Annotated in this window: 16 protein-coding genes and 3 pseudogenes; 11 read left to right on the forward strand and 8 right to left on the reverse strand. The window is 66.5% G+C overall.

All coding sequences use genetic code 11. The features are described from left to right. Nucleotides 1–152: 152 nt before the first annotated feature. Both FAF44_RS33500 and FAF44_RS33505 read right to left on the reverse strand, forming a co-directional pair. Nucleotides 153–1,052, reverse strand: coding sequence for a TIGR03621 family F420-dependent LLM class oxidoreductase (locus FAF44_RS33500; RefSeq protein WP_237107335.1), 900 nt, complete (start codon nucleotides 1,050–1,052; stop codon nucleotides 153–155). Continuing rightward, nucleotides 1,049–1,933: an SDR family oxidoreductase gene (locus FAF44_RS33505; protein ID WP_237107336.1), complete on the reverse strand. Its 885-nt coding sequence runs from the start codon at nucleotides 1,931–1,933 to the stop codon at nucleotides 1,049–1,051. The genes FAF44_RS33500 and FAF44_RS33505 overlap by 4 nt, the downstream gene beginning before the upstream one ends. Before the next feature lie 538 nt (nucleotides 1,934–2,471). Here FAF44_RS33505 and FAF44_RS33510 point away from each other — a divergent pair. Together FAF44_RS33510 and FAF44_RS33515 are read left to right on the forward strand one after the other, a co-directional pair. After that, nucleotides 2,472–2,957: a hypothetical protein gene (locus FAF44_RS33510; RefSeq protein WP_237107337.1), complete on the forward strand. Its 486-nt coding sequence runs from the start codon at nucleotides 2,472–2,474 to the stop codon at nucleotides 2,955–2,957. 923 nt (nucleotides 2,958–3,880) lie between these two features. After that, nucleotides 3,881–4,201: a hypothetical protein gene (locus tag FAF44_RS33515; RefSeq protein WP_237107338.1), complete on the forward strand. Its 321-nt coding sequence runs from the start codon at nucleotides 3,881–3,883 to the stop codon at nucleotides 4,199–4,201. A 1,281-nt stretch (nucleotides 4,202–5,482) separates the two neighbouring features. On the opposite strand, the gene FAF44_RS33520 is transcribed toward FAF44_RS33515, so the two are convergent. Continuing rightward, nucleotides 5,483–5,863: a hypothetical protein gene (locus tag FAF44_RS33520; RefSeq protein ID WP_237107339.1), complete on the reverse strand. Its 381-nt coding sequence runs from the start codon at nucleotides 5,861–5,863 to the stop codon at nucleotides 5,483–5,485. 50 nt (nucleotides 5,864–5,913) lie between these two features. Between FAF44_RS33520 and FAF44_RS56025 the strand changes: the two are divergent. From FAF44_RS56025 to FAF44_RS33540, 4 genes and pseudogenes are all read left to right on the forward strand, one after another. After that, nucleotides 5,914–6,342: pseudogene (locus tag FAF44_RS56025) on the forward strand (helix-turn-helix domain-containing protein); the annotation flags it as partial. Nucleotides 6,343–6,368: 26 nt separating this feature from the next. Next, a complete protein-coding gene (locus tag FAF44_RS33530; RefSeq protein WP_237107340.1) occupies nucleotides 6,369–6,644 on the forward strand; it encodes a hypothetical protein in 276 nt (91 codons plus the stop codon). A 1,185-nt stretch (nucleotides 6,645–7,829) separates the two neighbouring features. Further along, the gene (locus tag FAF44_RS33535; RefSeq protein WP_237107341.1) at nucleotides 7,830–8,258 is read left to right on the forward strand and encodes a hypothetical protein; all 429 of its coding nucleotides are present in this window, start codon (nucleotides 7,830–7,832) and stop codon (nucleotides 8,256–8,258) included. A gap of 79 nt (nucleotides 8,259–8,337) precedes the next feature. After that, a complete protein-coding gene (locus FAF44_RS33540) occupies nucleotides 8,338–9,093 on the forward strand; it encodes a hypothetical protein (RefSeq protein ID WP_237107342.1) in 756 nt (251 codons plus the stop codon). A 445-nt stretch (nucleotides 9,094–9,538) separates the two neighbouring features. Here FAF44_RS33540 and FAF44_RS33545 read toward each other — a convergent pair whose 3' ends face one another. Beyond that, nucleotides 9,539–9,823, reverse strand: coding sequence for a hypothetical protein (locus FAF44_RS33545; protein ID WP_237107343.1), 285 nt, complete (start codon nucleotides 9,821–9,823; stop codon nucleotides 9,539–9,541). A gap of 229 nt (nucleotides 9,824–10,052) precedes the next feature. On the opposite strand from FAF44_RS33545, the pseudogene FAF44_RS33550 reads away from it, so the two are divergent. Beyond that, nucleotides 10,053–10,235: pseudogene (locus FAF44_RS33550) on the forward strand (IS5/IS1182 family transposase); the annotation flags it as partial. On the opposite strand, the gene FAF44_RS33555 reads toward FAF44_RS33550, so the two are convergent. Further along, a complete protein-coding gene (locus tag FAF44_RS33555; RefSeq protein WP_237107352.1) occupies nucleotides 10,152–10,670 on the reverse strand; it encodes a hypothetical protein in 519 nt (172 codons plus the stop codon). The pseudogene FAF44_RS33550 and the gene FAF44_RS33555 overlap by 84 nt on opposite strands. A 129-nt stretch (nucleotides 10,671–10,799) precedes the next feature. On the opposite strand from FAF44_RS33555, the gene FAF44_RS33560 reads away from it, so the two are divergent. Both FAF44_RS33560 and FAF44_RS33565 read left to right on the forward strand, forming a co-directional pair. After that, nucleotides 10,800–11,387, forward strand: a complete 588-nt coding sequence (locus FAF44_RS33560; RefSeq protein ID WP_237107344.1) for an RNA polymerase sigma factor — start codon at nucleotides 10,800–10,802, stop codon at nucleotides 11,385–11,387. Next, entirely contained in the window at nucleotides 11,384–12,307 is a 924-nt protein-coding gene (locus tag FAF44_RS33565) for a CU044_5270 family protein (protein ID WP_237107345.1), read from the forward strand. Before FAF44_RS33560 ends, FAF44_RS33565 begins: the two co-directional genes overlap by 4 nt. A 117-nt stretch (nucleotides 12,308–12,424) precedes the next feature. On the opposite strand, the gene FAF44_RS56480 is transcribed toward FAF44_RS33565, so the two are convergent. After that, a complete protein-coding gene (locus FAF44_RS56480) occupies nucleotides 12,425–12,679 on the reverse strand; it encodes a VOC family protein (protein WP_368857781.1) in 255 nt (84 codons plus the stop codon). 128 nt (nucleotides 12,680–12,807) lie between these two features. On the opposite strand from FAF44_RS56480, the gene FAF44_RS33575 reads away from it, so the two are divergent. Further along, complete coding sequence (locus tag FAF44_RS33575) at nucleotides 12,808–13,452, forward strand: TetR/AcrR family transcriptional regulator (RefSeq protein ID WP_237107347.1); 645 nt, start codon at nucleotides 12,808–12,810, stop codon at nucleotides 13,450–13,452. Between the two features lie 151 nt (nucleotides 13,453–13,603). Here the strand turns inward: FAF44_RS33575 and FAF44_RS33580 are convergent, their stop codons facing one another. Then, the gene (locus tag FAF44_RS33580; protein WP_237107348.1) at nucleotides 13,604–13,822 is read right to left on the reverse strand and encodes a hypothetical protein; all 219 of its coding nucleotides are present in this window, start codon (nucleotides 13,820–13,822) and stop codon (nucleotides 13,604–13,606) included. Next, a complete protein-coding gene (locus FAF44_RS33585) occupies nucleotides 13,801–14,058 on the reverse strand; it encodes a transposase (RefSeq protein ID WP_237107349.1) in 258 nt (85 codons plus the stop codon). Before FAF44_RS33585 ends, FAF44_RS33580 begins: the two co-directional genes overlap by 22 nt. A 175-nt stretch (nucleotides 14,059–14,233) precedes the next feature. Between FAF44_RS33585 and FAF44_RS33590 the strand changes: the two are divergent. Then, nucleotides 14,234–14,725, forward strand: a pseudogene (locus FAF44_RS33590) (helix-turn-helix domain-containing protein); the annotation flags it as partial. Nucleotides 14,726–14,825: the final 100 nt, after the last annotated feature.

Consider the following 14,825-nt stretch of genomic DNA (forward strand, 5'->3'; position numbering starts at 1 on the left):
GAGCCATCGCGGCCCCTCGCGCAGTAGCTCCGCGTCGATGGGCAGCGGACGGAGCGGGGAGTTCATCGCCTGATCTTCTTGCCTGGGGTACGGGTACGGAGCTGCGCCCAGGTGCTGCCGGTCGTACCGTTCGCAGGCCCATATGCCCGGCCTCAACTCTGGCGTAGTAGTTCGATGACCGGCTCCATGGCGTCCAGGCCGCCCTCCAGAACCGTGATGTAGGTGAATCCGAACCGCTCACGGTTCTCGATGAGCTTGTCGACGATCTGCTCCGATGTGCCGACCAGGAATCCGGGAACCTCGCCGCGCTCTGCGATGCTCAGTGACGGTGCTAGGTGCTGGAGCCGCTCGAGCGCCGCGCGCCGTGCGGCGGTCACGATCACGGCTGGAGCTTCGTGGTTGAACTCCACCTCGGTGATCCGGTCACCGAGGAGGGACTTCACCAGTTCGACCCGTTCGGCTATGGCTTCTACTCCGGCGAAGACGGGCAGCCCCACCCTGTCGTTCGGACCGTCCGCACCACCGTTGAAGGCGACGATGTCAGCGTGTGCGGCTGCCAGCCGCAGGACTCGTCCGGCCCGGCCCGCGAGGAGCAGAGGAGGCCGGCGCCGCGACGGAGCGGGGTTCACCGCCGGGTCGGTGAACAGCCGGTTCAGGTCGGACACCACATTTTCAAGAAGGGTCGCACGCTCGGCCGGAGTCGGGTACGGCATGCCGAGGGCCTGGAGCTTTTCCCGGGAAGCTGATGGCCGTCCGGCGGCGAGGCCGAGTTCGAGGCGGCCGTCGATCAAGAGATCTGTGGTGGCGATGTCGCGGACCAGTAATGCGGGAGCGTAGAGGGTGGCATTGAGGACGTAGGTACCTATCCGTGCCCGCTCGGTAGCCTCGGCAGCCAGGACCATCGCAGGGAACGGAGCGAGATTCCCGAGGTGGTCGATGACGGAGATGGTGTCGAATCCGACGTCTTCGGCTTTGCGGCACTTTTCCATCCACTCGCGGCGATCGGCGGCCGCCCGCAGGGCCACGCCGAATCGGAAGGCCCGGCCGGTCATGCGGCGTCCTGGGGTTGGAAGTGGCGGGCGTGCTCTGCCGCCCATTGCGCGAATGTGCGCGGCGGGCGGCCGATGATCTTCTCGACGTTGTCGGTCAGCGTGGTGCTGTACTCGCGTGACGCGCCGGCCATCTTGAGATAGATCTCCACGACGTCTGTGTCGCTGACTCCAGGAATCTGGGTGAAGGCCCGGAAAAGAGACAGGTTCGGTCGCTTGGCGCGCGTGCTCCACTGCTGTCGTGTCTGGTCGGGGGTGAGTTCTTCGAAACGCAGGTCGCGGCCGGTGACCTCGGTCAGGTGGCGAATCATCTCGCGGGGGGTGAGGATTTCGGGCCCGGTGAGGTGGTAGGCCTGGCCGGTGTGGCCGTCCTGGGTCAGGACCGTCGCGGCCACGGCGGCGATGTCGGACTCGTGGATGGGCGGAGACTTGCGGTCGCCGTACGGCTCGCGTACGACGCCGGTGGTGCGTAGCGGCTCGCCCCAGTCGCTGAGGAAGTTGGCCATGAACTGCACCGGGTTCAGATAGGTCCACTGCAGGGTACTGGCCCTGACGGCCGGCTCCAGGCTGCCCTCCTGCCAGCCGCTCAGCAACGTCACCTTGCCGACTCCGGTTTCTCGTAGGAGATCCGCGATCTGTTGTCCGTTGCGCAGCGGTCGGTAGTCACCGCCGAAGTTGATGAGATGAGCGGCGGTGACGTCGTTGAACGCTGGGCGTAGCGTACGCGCGTCGGTGAGGTCGCCCGCGACCACTTCGACGCCTTCAGGAAGGCCGGCGGTGGCCGGGTTACGGGTCAATGCTCGCACCTTCTGGCCTTGACGGAGAAGGTGGCCGACGAGGTGGCGACCCACGGTTCCGGTCGCACCGGTAACAAGAATAGTCACGTCTCGTGAGAGGGATTCGGATGGTCCGAGTGTGACATCGCATCAGCGGAGACGGAGGCCCTGGAGCGCGATCTCGGTTGGGGCGGCCCGAGATTCGCGGAGGACTCGCACCCGGCCACGGCCTTCTCCCCTCACTCCTCAACCGGGGCTCAAAGCCCGGTCGGGAGATGTCCCCGGCCCGGCCTCGGTACGTGCAGGTCGTCAGCTTCCTGACCTGCCCGGTGGCGACGTCGAAGGCGTATGTTTGGTCGCCCAGTACCGGCACCGTGCCTGGCTTCGGGGACTTGATGAGGACTGGATCGAGATGGGCGGCCCGCCGTGAGCGTCCACGGACGTGGTGTACGGGTTTGAACCCGTTCGTCACCTTGATACCCGTGAGGGAAGATCGATGTGACATGAGGGCGGCCACTCCGCGACGCGAGGAACGGCCTTGATGATCTGGCTCACATTTCGTCAACGTACGTCACGTTTATGAGGCCGGCGCTCCTCTTGGGTGCGTACCGGCTCGACTGGGAGCTCGGCAATCGAAAGGACATCCATGAAGCGTGTGCTGACACGCAGCGCCGTCGCCTTCTTCGTCGCGGTAAGCGCGTTGGGGGTGGCAGCGGTCCCGGCTTCGGCTCACACCCTGGCGTCGGCCGTCGTTTCCGCGGACGGCTGTGGCTGGCCCAACGGCAACTACACCATTCTGCACTCCGACCCGGTCGAGGTGAACGGAGTCGACATCCCCTATGAGCGGTTGGGGACGGCCTACCTGCTATGGAATGCCCAGTACGGCCAGAACTGCGCCGTCGCCCTGCGTACTGGAAGCGCGCACGGAGTTGCCAGCCAGACCAAGGCCGTCCTCCGGGTGGGGAGCGACAAGGGGTTCCAGTCGTACACCGATGCCGGGTCCTACGGCCACTTCGCGGCAGTCAGCGCTTCGGCGGAGAACCAGTGCGTCAACTACACCGTCTGGATCGACTCTCCTGAAACCGGTCGTACCGGTCAAGCCGGCCGCGCCGCCTGGGGCAACTGCAGTTGACCCCTCCTCCTATCGAGCACTGGAGCGATGCGATGACCATGCACTCTTCCCCTTACTAAGCCGACGCGGTCGCGACCGGGGTTTCGTCGGGCATCAGGACCGCCACCGCCCGACTGCTGGAAGCCCAGAGGTCTCGAGCGGTCCTGATCGCCTGGCACGCAGAACCGGCTGGACGCTCTGCGTAGGCATCTTGCGTACGTGGGCGGTTAGGACGTGCCAATCCTCCTCGGCCTCGCCGCAACAGAGGCGGACGTGATTGAGACTGCCGCCCGGAAACTGGGTGGCCTGGGCCTCATCGCGAACGTGGTGGGGATCCTGTCACCCGGGATTCTGACGAACGGCCGGCCGAACGGATGAGCGTGCGGAATCACTCCCTCGGACCTGCCCACTGGACTAACCGTCCGGGAGGGCGGTCACTGGTTTTCTGAATTTGCTCTCCTCCGAAAGCTTGCCGCTTCGGGTTCCGTGCTCAGGCTGTGCCTGGTGCCCGGGTCCTCAATCTTTGTTGTGGCAAGGAAGTTGCTGGTCGTCTGGGCTCACAATCACAGCGTCGCCGGAATCGGGAACAGAAGTCAGTGCAGTTTTCTGGCGGTGGCTCGGTGTCGCTGACCGGAGTGGCCTTTGTGCGCGGGAAACGCGTCCACCCACGTGGCGGTAGGCGCGTTGACGGGTGCGGCGGGACGCTACGAGGTGAGTGCCTCGCGACACCGTTGGATATGCCAGCAGAGGTGGCGCCGCCTGCTCACGCTCCGTGAGCAAAGCCGTTCGGGCGGAACTGTGGCTACCCTCCCCGAGGGCAAAGGAAGAAAGCCTTGTGCGGTGGATCACACTTTCTCGGTCGACGTCACATCGCACGGCTCACTCAGCTCTTACATGTAATCGCTTCCGCAAGGAAAACTGTTAGACGCACGGTAAGGAGCAAGATGCAGAACTGGAAAACTCGCATGGGTACGATCGCGGTGACGATGCTTATTTCGCTGAGCGCGGCTGCCCTTTCCGCCTCGTCGGCAAGCGTCGCAACTGCCGACGCGCACGTCTCAGCGGCGACCATATGCCAGTATGAGGTCCGCCAGACCACTCCCAGGTGGACCACGGCCACCGGCTCGACCTACGTGGGCCATTTCGCGGCCGGAAGCATCGTGAGTGCGTACACGGGTCAGACAAACAACCGGCTGAAGACGACCAGCGGCTACTGGATCATCGGCTCTCATATCCGTTCCACTGGAGCCGTCTGCGCAGTGTAGCTGTTCAGGTCTTCAGCCGATGACTGTAGGTTGGGACGACTGAACGGTCCTTCGGCGCTATTCGAGTTTCACAGAGTTCACCAACACAATATGTACGGGCTTCAGGGTGGCGCTCGAATCGAGAATGCCATTTCCGTAACATCTGCTCTCCAGTGTCTCGTTCGTGAACATGCCCGCCTGGCATTCGGCGTGGAAGTCGTGGTGGCATGGTCGACGAACAGCCAAATTCCTATGAAGAAAGACTGTTGCCAGGACCTGCTCGGGTAGCGGCCAGCCGGAATGTCACTTGTTTGCAGCAGAGATCGCTGCGTCACGTTTTCGGCCCACCGTCGCTCCCGTACCTGGCCGGTCGATACAGCAGCGAGGGGAGGTGAATCACATGTACAACCTCGTCAACATCTGGTGGTAAAGCAATCATGGCGGGGGTTCGCACAGGAAAGCGAGGCCCCGCCATGCCCTCGCCGGCTTCTCCGATAGGAATACCGCCGAGGGCGCGGCGTACTGTCCGTCCGCGTGCGCGGCGCAGGGTCGCAGCGCACGCCGCGGATGGTGCCGTCCGCGGTGAGGGCCTTGGCCGGATGCAGGTCGCCGTGAAGCCAGGGCGCCGGGCCTGCCCAGTCGAGCGCGGCGGCGACGTCATCCCAGACCACACGGACAGCGTCCAGATCGGGATCAGCCCATCTCGTTGGCCGAGACGAGCCCCGTGAGGCTTGGTAGCGAGCCTGCCATCGCCGGGCAGCAGTTCGTCGGCCCTCGACGACATCGACCATGCCACGCGAACCGCCACCACCCATCTCAACACCCAGGCCAAACCTTGGGTCTGGGGCCTCTCACCACCGCCACCCCGGCAGCTACCGAGATGCGAGCCAGTGCTCCGGCCTTCAGGACTCCGTTGGGGATCTCTCATCTCACACATTTGCGGAGTAGCCGGGATAAATAGGTTCTTCGTGTTGGCTCAGGTGGAATGCCGTGTTCCCAGGCATGGATGCGGATCAGGTTGACGGCTGGGGCGGCCAGGCAGTGGCCCAGGTGAGTGCGTTGTAAGCCGTGGGTAGCGGCTGCGGCGCAGGCCGGTGCGGGAAGTGAATTGGTGGACGGTGGACTCGATGCCGGCACGGGGCCGATAGCGGTGCCGCCAGGCGGGGGTGTCTTGCTCGCGGCGGCGCTGCTGGAGGGCGGCCCGCTGGCGGGGTGGCGCAGGGTCAGGGTCCGTCCCCACCGGGGCAGAGGGCGGTGCGCGCCTGGCCGTCGATGGGGAAGTGCTCGTGGGTGAAGCGGCCGTCAGCCGCGGCCACGGTGATGGGGCGGGCGGGACCGACGAGGACGACGCCGCGGACCGCGGCGGCCTCGACAAGGGCCGCCGCGGTGACGTAGCCGCTGTCGAGCAGGTGCTCGGTGGAAGAAGCCGTCCGCGCCCACCTGACGCAGCCATTCCTCGCGGTCGGCGCCGGGCAGTTGTCCGTGCCAGGAGTCGATCCGCTCCCCGTACCGGCGCAGCCACCGCTGCTCCTGCCCGGCCAGCGCCTCCAGCGCCGTACGCAGCACCTCGCCGACGAACTCCATCCGGTTGAGCAGTCGCACATCGGCCAGAATCTTGGTGGAATCGGTCCGCTGCCGCCCGCGCGAGCGCAGCAGCCCACGAGTAGCGGCCACTTCCAGCACCGCCTCAGGATCTCGCCTCCTTCGGCGCGGATCTTCTCCGCCTTTGCCCGACCGCCGGTCAGAGTCAAGCGCTGGCCACGGCGTTCGGGGGCGCGCGGACGGTGTTCAACGACGGGCTGCGCATGAGGCAGGACGCACGGATACGGGGCTTGCCTCACATCTCGGACGGGGACCTGTCCAAGCAGGTCATCACGGCTGCGAAGACGACGCCGGAGCGGTCATGGCTCGGCGAGGTCCGCGAAGAAGCAGTAACCCACCCGGAGCCGCACGCGCGGCAGACGAGACTCACCGTCCTTTGGGCAGAGTGGATGACAATCCAACGGTTCACCTACACCCCCTGTGAGGAACGCAGCATTATGGGCTGTTCCGTCGCCCCCGAAGGGATCATCGCCTGGCCTGCCAGGAACGCCGGTGCTCCTCGCCGCCGATCGCCGCGGAGCCGGAGGAAGTCGAATATTTGTAAGGCGGCTTGCACATAGTTCGTAAGCTGCCTTACGAATTCTGGATGATCGACAAAGCACGGCTGTCGTACGACGGTCTCGTGGAGTTGCTCGGTGTCCCCGTTCCCGTCCCCGTCTCCATCGAAGACGCTCGCGCCCGTTGGGGCTCGCTCGTGACTGCGGGCGCGAACGGCAGGACTGTCGTGATCACCCGAGAGCGCTGGGAGTGGGCCGGGCTCGTACCGCTGTCGAAGGTGGGCGGGGTACGGACCGGCCTGCCCCTCGTGCCGGTGTCGATCGCGCGGCGCAAGCTCGGCGAACTTTGTCCGTCAGGTCGCTGACCCGTACGGAGAGCCCGTGCGGCTGGGCCGCCACCGCACTCCAGTGGCCGGCCTGGTCGGGGCCCATCTTCTCCTGGACAGGGCCGACCTCTCGCAGCATCCGGCGGCCGACGCCCTGCTCGCCGGCGGGCACAGCATCACGCTTTCCCGCAATCCCGTAGAAGGGCTTGTCCTGGCCGTCGCCCGCGATCGGAACGGCGCCGAGAGCTCGGCCGGGCGGGCCGCAACGTCCGCGAGGCACTGCGCGCTCTCGCCGAGCCGCCACCGTGGCGCCGCCCGGACTGGCCGGCGGGCGGCATCACCAGCACACCCAGCCAGGAGCAGCCAGGCGGGCTCAAGCCAGGAAGCAGGCTCTGCCGGCGCAGCCTAATGCTGCGTTCCTCGGATCGTGCAGCCAGTTGGCCGAGGCAAAGCCCAGATCCGGCCGGCGGCCATCGGCGCCGCGAGCGGGATAAAGTCGCGGGTCTTGCCCCAGTAGGTGAGGGCGTGGTCCAAAGCGTCGAGCACCGCTACGGTCGGCCGAGACCACCTTGAACCTCTGCACAGCGGTCAGGGCGTGCATGGTGGACCAGTCGGCCCTTGAAGAACTGCAGGACCAGACGAGACCAACCAAGCCGACTCCGTCACCATGAACGTGGCGATCGGCGGCGGTGGCAGGTTCGTCGACCTCAAGGTCAACGCCCTGAGCGGGGTTCCCGTCCTCAACGCCCCGTACACCGTCACGGTCGAGGTGGCGAACACGGGCACGGAGATCGCGCAAGCCGTGCCGGTGGAGATCATCCTGCCGCCGCACACCACCATCGTCGAGGCCGGGGGCGACGGCAACTTCACCTGTGTCCCCGCCGTTCCGCCCCGGTGCTGGTGTCCAGCGCCGCCGAGTTCGTCGAGTGCGAGCCGAACATCGAGTACCGCGACGTCAACGGGAGCCGTCCGCGGTGATGTTCGCCGAGAGCCCGCCGTTCGCTGTGCTGGTCGTGGGACCTGTCATCGGCGAGCAGCACATGCGAGACATCCATGTGGTCAGCAGCCCCGACAGGCTCACTTCTGTACAGGACAGCGACGTGCGTTTCCCTGTTCGAGGACTTATGAGCTGGGTCACATGGGGCGCGGACACGTCACACTCGGCGCGGCCCCACGCCTCTTGGTTGGCGATCCGCTGAGAACCGCAAAAGGAGATCGACACCGATGCGCATCAGAAGCGTACTGGCGAGTGCGGCGGTGACCGCCACCTCCCTGCTGGTCATCGCAGCCCCTGCACAGGCCCAGCCCGACGGGAAATGCGAATACAGCAACATCGTCTGCCTCTACGAGAACAAGTCCTTCAACGCCGGGGACGGCACCAGCAACGACCATTGGATCGACTTCTCGATAAATATCTCTGATTTCCGCGACTACAACTGGAGGAACTATAAATACGAGGACAGTGGTGACGGAATTGACAATGAGGTCAGCTCGGTCAAGTTCACCTCCTCGATTCGATGCTTCTACCTGTATCAGAACGTCGGGTACAGCGGGGCGGCCTCCCTCTTCATCTCGCCCATCAGCAAGGGCGATCTGTCCGGGACGGCCATCGGGGACAACCGCGCCAGCTCGCTGAAGTTCATCAGCTGCTGAGCTCCCGCCGATGAGAACCCTCCGCTTCGTAACCGTGTTGGCAGCAATCACGACTACCGGCTGCACACAAGCCCCCGCCGTGAGCCCGACTGCCGGGGCCGGAATCGTGCTGCCGTTCGACGCCTACCGGCTCACTCCCAACAACGTCGCACGGATCGCCGCGGGCGAGCATGCGCTGCTGCGCGCGTGCATGAAGCGGAGGGGTCTGCGGTGGACCCGTCCGGCCAGACCGGCGTCGGCACGCGGTGCGGTCAAGATCGACGAGAACGCCCGCCGGTACGGCCTGGCCGATGAAGCAACCGCGCGACGCCACGGCTACCACGTACCGGATGACCTCGCCCAGGTCCGGGCACAGGCGAAGGACGACGCCTGGTACTCCACCCTCACCATGCGCGAACGCACGGCGCTGAAGGGCTGCTTGTCCGAGGCGGAGACCCGGCTCCGTGACGGGGTCGGTGACCTGGGCGAAGGCTGGTTCCCCCAGCTTGACGTGAGAGCCTTCGAGAGCGCCGCCGCCGACCCGGACGTGGTGCGGGCGACCACCGAGTGGAACCGGTGCATGGCGCAGCAGGGCTACGTCTACCCGGACCCGCTACGGGCCATCGCCGACCCCCGCTGGAAGCTCGGCTCGCCTGCGACGTCACCGCTGGAACGGGCCGTGGCCACGGCCGACGTGCGCTGCAAGCGGTCGGCGGACCTCGTGGCCTTGCGCGCCGCTGCCGAGACCCGGATCCAGCGCGAGCTGATCGGCAAGAACGCTGGGCGGCTCGAAAGCCTCGAACGGTCGAACGCCCGCCTTCTGCGCAACGCGGACGCGGCCCGATCAGGTCGCTGACTCCACCCTGGGTGATCGCCTCGTCCCCGGCATATCCAGTACGGCCGAGCCAATCCGTCAGCAGGCCACGAGCGCACTCAGCTCCGCAACACTCGTCCGAAGGCATTGGGGCCACCTCACTCATCGCGAGCGAAATGGCCGAGCCCACCCGATCACTTCCAGTAGCATCCAGGCAAGCAGCTGAGCACCCAGCGGAGGAGCGATGATCTCACTGGCGGCTGTGGACGTGAAGACAACGAAGCGGGAGAACAAGTGCGGGGCGGTCCGGTACCTGCATCCGGCCCATAACGAGTGGGATCCGGTGAAGCGCCACGCAATGCCGAAGGTCTTGTTCACGTTCGGTCATGAGGACGAACTCGATCGCGAGGCGGTTCGGCGGCTCGTCGCGTCTCTATCGCGGCTCCTGGAACCGGGCGAGGCCCTGCCTGCGATGGCAGCCGCGAACCTAGAGTTCACCGGCCAGGTCGAGGATGGCCCGCACGATGGTGGCGTCCGGCTCGCCCAGCTTGGCCGTGCCCGCCTCGAACGCGCCTGGCATGACGGGGTCGTTGTAGATCGACCCGGCTTCGGCGCAGGCCGGCTCGCCGAAGGTGTCGCCGATCGTGCCGATGACCCGTAGGGGCGCGACCAGGCGCTCGCCGGTTCCGGGAGCGCCGCCCACGTAGGCGATGCCGACGTGCACGATGTGGCGTCCGCGTAACGGCTCCGGGATCGCCGGAACGTCCGGCATGGAGATCAGCGCCTCACGGCGAACGCCTCGACCATGCGGCGCACTGTCGAGCAGTTCCGGTGTACGGGGGCGGGCGTGGACGGCGAAAGCCCAGGTCAGCTCGCCGGCCCCGTGGATGGGTCGGTCGGGCCCCGGATGAGAAGGGCCGGTGGTGGTTCGCCGGGGGCAACGCAGACCTCAATGCCAACGCTCGAAAAGACCTCGGTATCCACAGTTTACTTCCGGAATTCCTGAATCTCAGAAGCGGGCCAACCGCGCCCACGCCAAATTCCGCGGACCTGGCGAACGCGCGAACGCCCAGCTGAAGAGCTAGAAGATCCTCCGAAAGCTACGCTGCAGCCCGTCCAAGGCCAGCCATCTGTGCAAGGCCATCGCCGTCCCTCAAAACCATCGCGTCGCCCAGGCCGCGTGAGGCTGAAATAGGCTCAGTGGAGCGCCATCCGCCAGTTGCTGACGAAGTCGACGATTCTCCAGCTGCGCCTGGTGCAGTGCGCCGACGAGCGCTTCGTTGTCGATTCGGAACTGTGCCAGTTCCTCGGCTTCGGCCGCGTGAAATTCTTTGTGCCTGGGTGAGGTGATGGCGGATAGCCGGCCTGCCCAGGAAGCGCTCGTGGTCGGCCCACCACAGGGTGGTCATCGGCACGAATCCCGGCCTTACCCCTGATGGGTTCCGCTCGCCGAGGACGCGCGCGACATATGCGTCGAAAGCCGCTGGGGCCACCAGGGCTTGCTGGTCGACATCCTCGACGAACCAGGGCACCGGGTAGTCCCGGTCCGCGCGGAACTCGGCCACCGCGGTCACGAACGACGTCATCACCGCGGCCGTCGGATCGATGAACTCTGGCATGGCGACCATGATGCCCCTGAGAGGAGGCGGGGCCGAACCGATTTCCGCCTCCTACGGTGCACATGGAACCGGGGCGCCCGCTCGTGCCAATTACCTCTGTCAGAGAGAAGTGACACCGAGAGGCGAGAGATGCAACATGAGAGCTGGATGGACGCGCCGCCCCGGCCACCCGCCGCCGGCCCGCGATCCCGGCTCGAGCCCGACCGGTTCGCCGCGTTGTTCACCCGGTACGGGCCCGAACTCAAGCGGTACGTCATCCGGCGGCTGGGCGTGGAGCCGGCCGACGACATCGTCGCCGAGACGTTTGCCCAGGCCCTCCAGCATCTGGATGCGTACGACACGGCCAGAGGGGACGAGCGGTCCTGGCTGTACGGCATCGCCACCAACCTCATCGGCCAGCACCGCCGGCGGGAGGTCGCGCTCTACCGCGCACTGAGTCGCACCGGGGTGGACTCGGTGATGGAGCCGTTCACCGAGAAGGTGGAGCAGCGGGTGGTCGCCGGCTCCGCCCGGCAGCGGTTGGCGGGCGCGCTGGCGGGGTTGTCCCGCAAGCATCGCGACACGCTGCTGCTCGTGTGGTGGGCGGACCTCACGTACGAGGAGGCGGCGCAGGCGCTGGGGGTGCCGGTCGGGACGGTGCGCTCACGGATCAACCGGGCCCGGTCCGCGCTGCGGCGCGCGCTGGCGGGGCTGGACCTGGAAGGAGCGGGCAAGTGAACGAGTTCGATCTGCTGAAGAGGATGCGTGACGAGGTGCCGGAGCAGCACGACATGCGGAGCGTGGAACGCCGTCTGGAGGAGATCCGGGCAGGACACGGGCCGGTGGAGCGTCGCCGGCCCGCGCTCCGGCTCCGGTGGGGTCTCGCGCTGGCGGCGGCGTGCGTCGTGGGCGTGGCGGCGGTACAGCTCGCCAGGAGTGACGCCCCGGCAGTTGGGGGCCGTACCGCGGTGCCGCACCAGCCGGTCGCGGCGGCGGTGGTGCTGGAGAAGGCCGCGCTCGTGGCCGCGCGGACCAGGACGGTCGCCCCGCGGCCCAGCCAGTGGTTCTACGAGAAGCGGTCGCAGCACATGCTGGGCAAGGATCTGCCCGCGTCCGAGATGTGGCACCGGCTCGATGGCCGAAGGATGGCCGTTCGCTCGGCCAAGGGCGACAGGCTGAAGATCACTGACGCCGAGAGGGGGCCCACGCATCCGGGGAAGACGTTGCAGGAGCTCCAGGCGCTGCCTGCTGACCCTGACGCCCTGCTCGAGCACTTCCGCACCATGGATCGGGAGCTGACGCCGCTGTCGATCTGCGAGCCCCGCTGCCCTGCGGGGACGGAGCAGGACGTCAAGGCGTGGGGGGCCATCGGCTGGTACATGGGCCACGGCGCGCTGGTGCCGCCGGACAAGGCGGCGGCGATGTACCGGGCGCTGGCCAGGATCCCGAACGTCACGATCGAGGAGAACGCCACGGACGGCGACGGACGCTCCGGTATCGGCGTGGTGCTCGACCTGGGCGATGCCGGTCGCGGAATTTACATCCTGGACGCCGCCGATTACCACTACCTCGGCTTGAAGGTGATCTACAGCGAAGGGGAATCGGCGATGTCCGTACTGAACTCCGGCATCGTGGACGAGCCCGGTCAAGTGCCCTGATCTCCCGCCGGGGTGGCGGCGAAGGAAGCCTCCCCTGCGGCGGACGGCTCGTCTTCGCCGTCCTCGCGCCACAGGCCCAGGCCGATGGGGTGCCCGCTTCCCGCGCCCGGCCTACGCTCAGCAAAGCTCGCCTGTGATGATCCACAGGTGGCCGAACGGGTCACGGACGCGGCCCGAGCGCTTGCCGAAGGGCCGATTCTCGATCGGCACGACCACTTCAGCGCCGTGGGCGATTATGCGTTCGCCGGCCGTGTCCGGGGCGTCGACCTCGATCTCGAGGAGGACCGCGGAGCCGCCGAGGTCACCGGGTGAGAGCCACCCCCACGAGGGGACCGCCGGGGAGACCCGGAAGGGTGTCAGGAGGGTATTCAGGTCTTGCGTGACAACATGATCTTGAACGCCCTCTGCTCATGCCTGATCATCGGGTCTGGAGCATAGGAGCCACTCGTCCAGTCGAACCAATGAGTCTGGTTTGACACACCAATACGTATACTGAGGGCATGAGTGGAGCCGTCGCGGCGCGTGGCCGGATCGACAAACGGCAGGCGATCCTCAACGCCGCGTTCACCATTTTCGCCCGAGCGGGATACGCCCAGGCCGCGGTGGACATGATCGCGGCTGAAGCGGGAGTGGCCAAGGCCACCGTGTACAGCCACTTCGGCGACAAGGAGAACCTGCTCCGCGAAGCCATCGCCGCCTCCGCCGACCAGGCGCTGGCCGACAACCTGTCCGCGATCGACCAGCTCGCCGACCGCGGCACCGACCTGCGCGCAACTCTCGAAGGGGTCGGCCTGCGTCTGCTCCAGTGCTATTGCGACGATCGATCCTGGGCACTACGTCGGCTGCTCTCCGCCGAGATCAACCAGTTCCCCGATCTGCTCGACATCATCCACACCCGCGCGGCCGACCGCATCACCGAAACCCTGGCCGATCGATTCGCGCGCCTCACCGTCACCGGACGCCTGCACACCCCGGACCCACTCCTAGCCGCCGAACAATTCTTCGCCCTGCTGACCGGCCCGATGGACAAACGAGCACGCCTCGGCACCTGCCATGTCCCCGACGCCGAACTGCGGGCCCTCTCGCGCGCCGCAGTCCGCACCTTCCTCCAGGCATTCACCAGGAAACCAACCGAAATCGCCTAGCGCTGCGTCCCTCAATCGCCGTTGCCTGGCGTGGGGAGCAGGACGCTCCGGAGGTCGTCACTTGGAGTGATACCCCCCGCCTCCGCATGTTTGATCGCGGGCCGGAGAAGATGTCGGACTCGTCAGCTAGTACTCCAGTGACATTTCGCGATCATGGTGTGGATCTGCGCTGGTAGTGGCAGTGCCGAGCGGTGGCCTGGTGGCGTCGGCGCCAGTATGACCAGCGCAGAACGTCGGTGACGGAGCGGTGCCGGGTCAGCACGAGCACGGCGAGCAACCGGCGGATCTCAGGCAGCGTCAATGGGATGTGGTGCTGGCCGCTGGGTGGCTGGGCGGTGGCGATGGCGGTCAGTACGGCCAGGGCGAGCATGGCCAGGGTGATGCGCGGACGTCATCGCGCATGGCGTCGGCGTCCCAGCGAGCGGTACGCAGCAACCGCTGCAACGCCTGTGGGCCGCTCAGCCCGGCGTGTTCGGCCAGGTTCCAGCAGTTCTTACGGTCGATGTCGGCCAGCAGCCCGCGCACGTACGCGCTCGCCGCGCGACGGGGTTCGACGCGGCCGAACCGGCCGGCGATCCGGATCATCAGCTCGTTGAAGATGACCATCCAGCCGTCAGGGTCTACGCTGTGGCTCGCGGCCACCGCACGGTCTTTTGTTGTCTTCACAAACCACGAATGATCACGCGGTGGCCGTCGCCATGTGACACCGACCCCTCAAGATCGCGAAGTGTCACCGGAGTACTAGTGTCCTGAGTCATTAATTCCTCTAGTGTTCTTGGCTATGGGACGTCCGGGACCGAAGGTTGAGCCGCTGCATCTAACCGATGCCGAGTGCGTCGAGCTTGAGCGGTGGGTACGGCGGCGCAAGGGTGCCCAGGACTTGGCTCTGCGGGCCAGGTTGATTCTGGCGTGTGATGCGATCGGCGAGGACGGCTTGCCGGTGTCCACCAAGGTGGTGGCCGAGGAGATCGGTGTTTCGCGGGAGACGGTCTCGAAGTGGCGTCGGCGTTTTCTGGCGGACCGGCTGGCGGGTTTGGCCGACGAGGCGCGTCCGGGACGGCCGCGGACGGTGCGTGATGAGCAGGTGGCGGAGCTGGTCGCGCGCACCCTGGAGACTAAGCCGGCCAACGCCACGCATTGGTCGACGCGCTCGATGGCCAAGCAGGTGGGCCTGTCACAGTCGACGGTGTCGCGCATCTGGCGGGCTTTTGGCCTGCAGCCGCATCGGTCGCAGACGTTCAAGCTGTCAGCCGATCCGTTCTTCGTGGAGAAGGGGGTCTTTCCCCTTGAACGTAGACACCTTGGAGACTGGATCTTGAGGTCCAGGGGAAGAGATGTCCCTGATGGTGATGAGGAACTACCCGCCCGAGTTC

It is taken from the genome of Nonomuraea sp. MG754425 (genome assembly GCF_021699195.1).
Taxonomy (GTDB): Bacteria; Actinomycetota; Actinomycetes; order Streptosporangiales; family Streptosporangiaceae; genus Nonomuraea.

Coding starts and splice junctions, on each gene's coding strand:
- FAF44_RS33555 (WP_237107352.1), bottom strand. CDS start 10,670: ATGCCAGAGTTCATCGATCCGACGGCCGCGGTGATGACGTCGTTCGTG.
- FAF44_RS33575 (WP_237107347.1), top strand. CDS start 12,808: ATGAGTGGAGCCGTCGCGGCGCGTGGCCGGATCGACAAACGGCAGGCG.
- FAF44_RS33500 (WP_237107335.1), bottom strand. CDS start 1,052: ATGACCGGCCGGGCCTTCCGATTCGGCGTGGCCCTGCGGGCGGCCGCC.
- FAF44_RS33545 (WP_237107343.1), bottom strand. CDS start 9,823: ATGCCGGACGTTCCGGCGATCCCGGAGCCGTTACGCGGACGCCACATC.
- FAF44_RS33560 (WP_237107344.1), top strand. CDS start 10,800: ATGCAACATGAGAGCTGGATGGACGCGCCGCCCCGGCCACCCGCCGCC.
- FAF44_RS33530 (WP_237107340.1), top strand. CDS start 6,369: ATGATCGACAAAGCACGGCTGTCGTACGACGGTCTCGTGGAGTTGCTC.
- FAF44_RS33580 (WP_237107348.1), bottom strand. CDS start 13,822: ATGCTCGCCCTGGCCGTACTGACCGCCATCGCCACCGCCCAGCCACCC.
- FAF44_RS33515 (WP_237107338.1), top strand. CDS start 3,881: ATGCAGAACTGGAAAACTCGCATGGGTACGATCGCGGTGACGATGCTT.
- FAF44_RS33510 (WP_237107337.1), top strand. CDS start 2,472: ATGAAGCGTGTGCTGACACGCAGCGCCGTCGCCTTCTTCGTCGCGGTA.
- FAF44_RS33535 (WP_237107341.1), top strand. CDS start 7,830: ATGCGCATCAGAAGCGTACTGGCGAGTGCGGCGGTGACCGCCACCTCC.
- FAF44_RS33585 (WP_237107349.1), bottom strand. CDS start 14,058: ATGGTCATCTTCAACGAGCTGATGATCCGGATCGCCGGCCGGTTCGGC.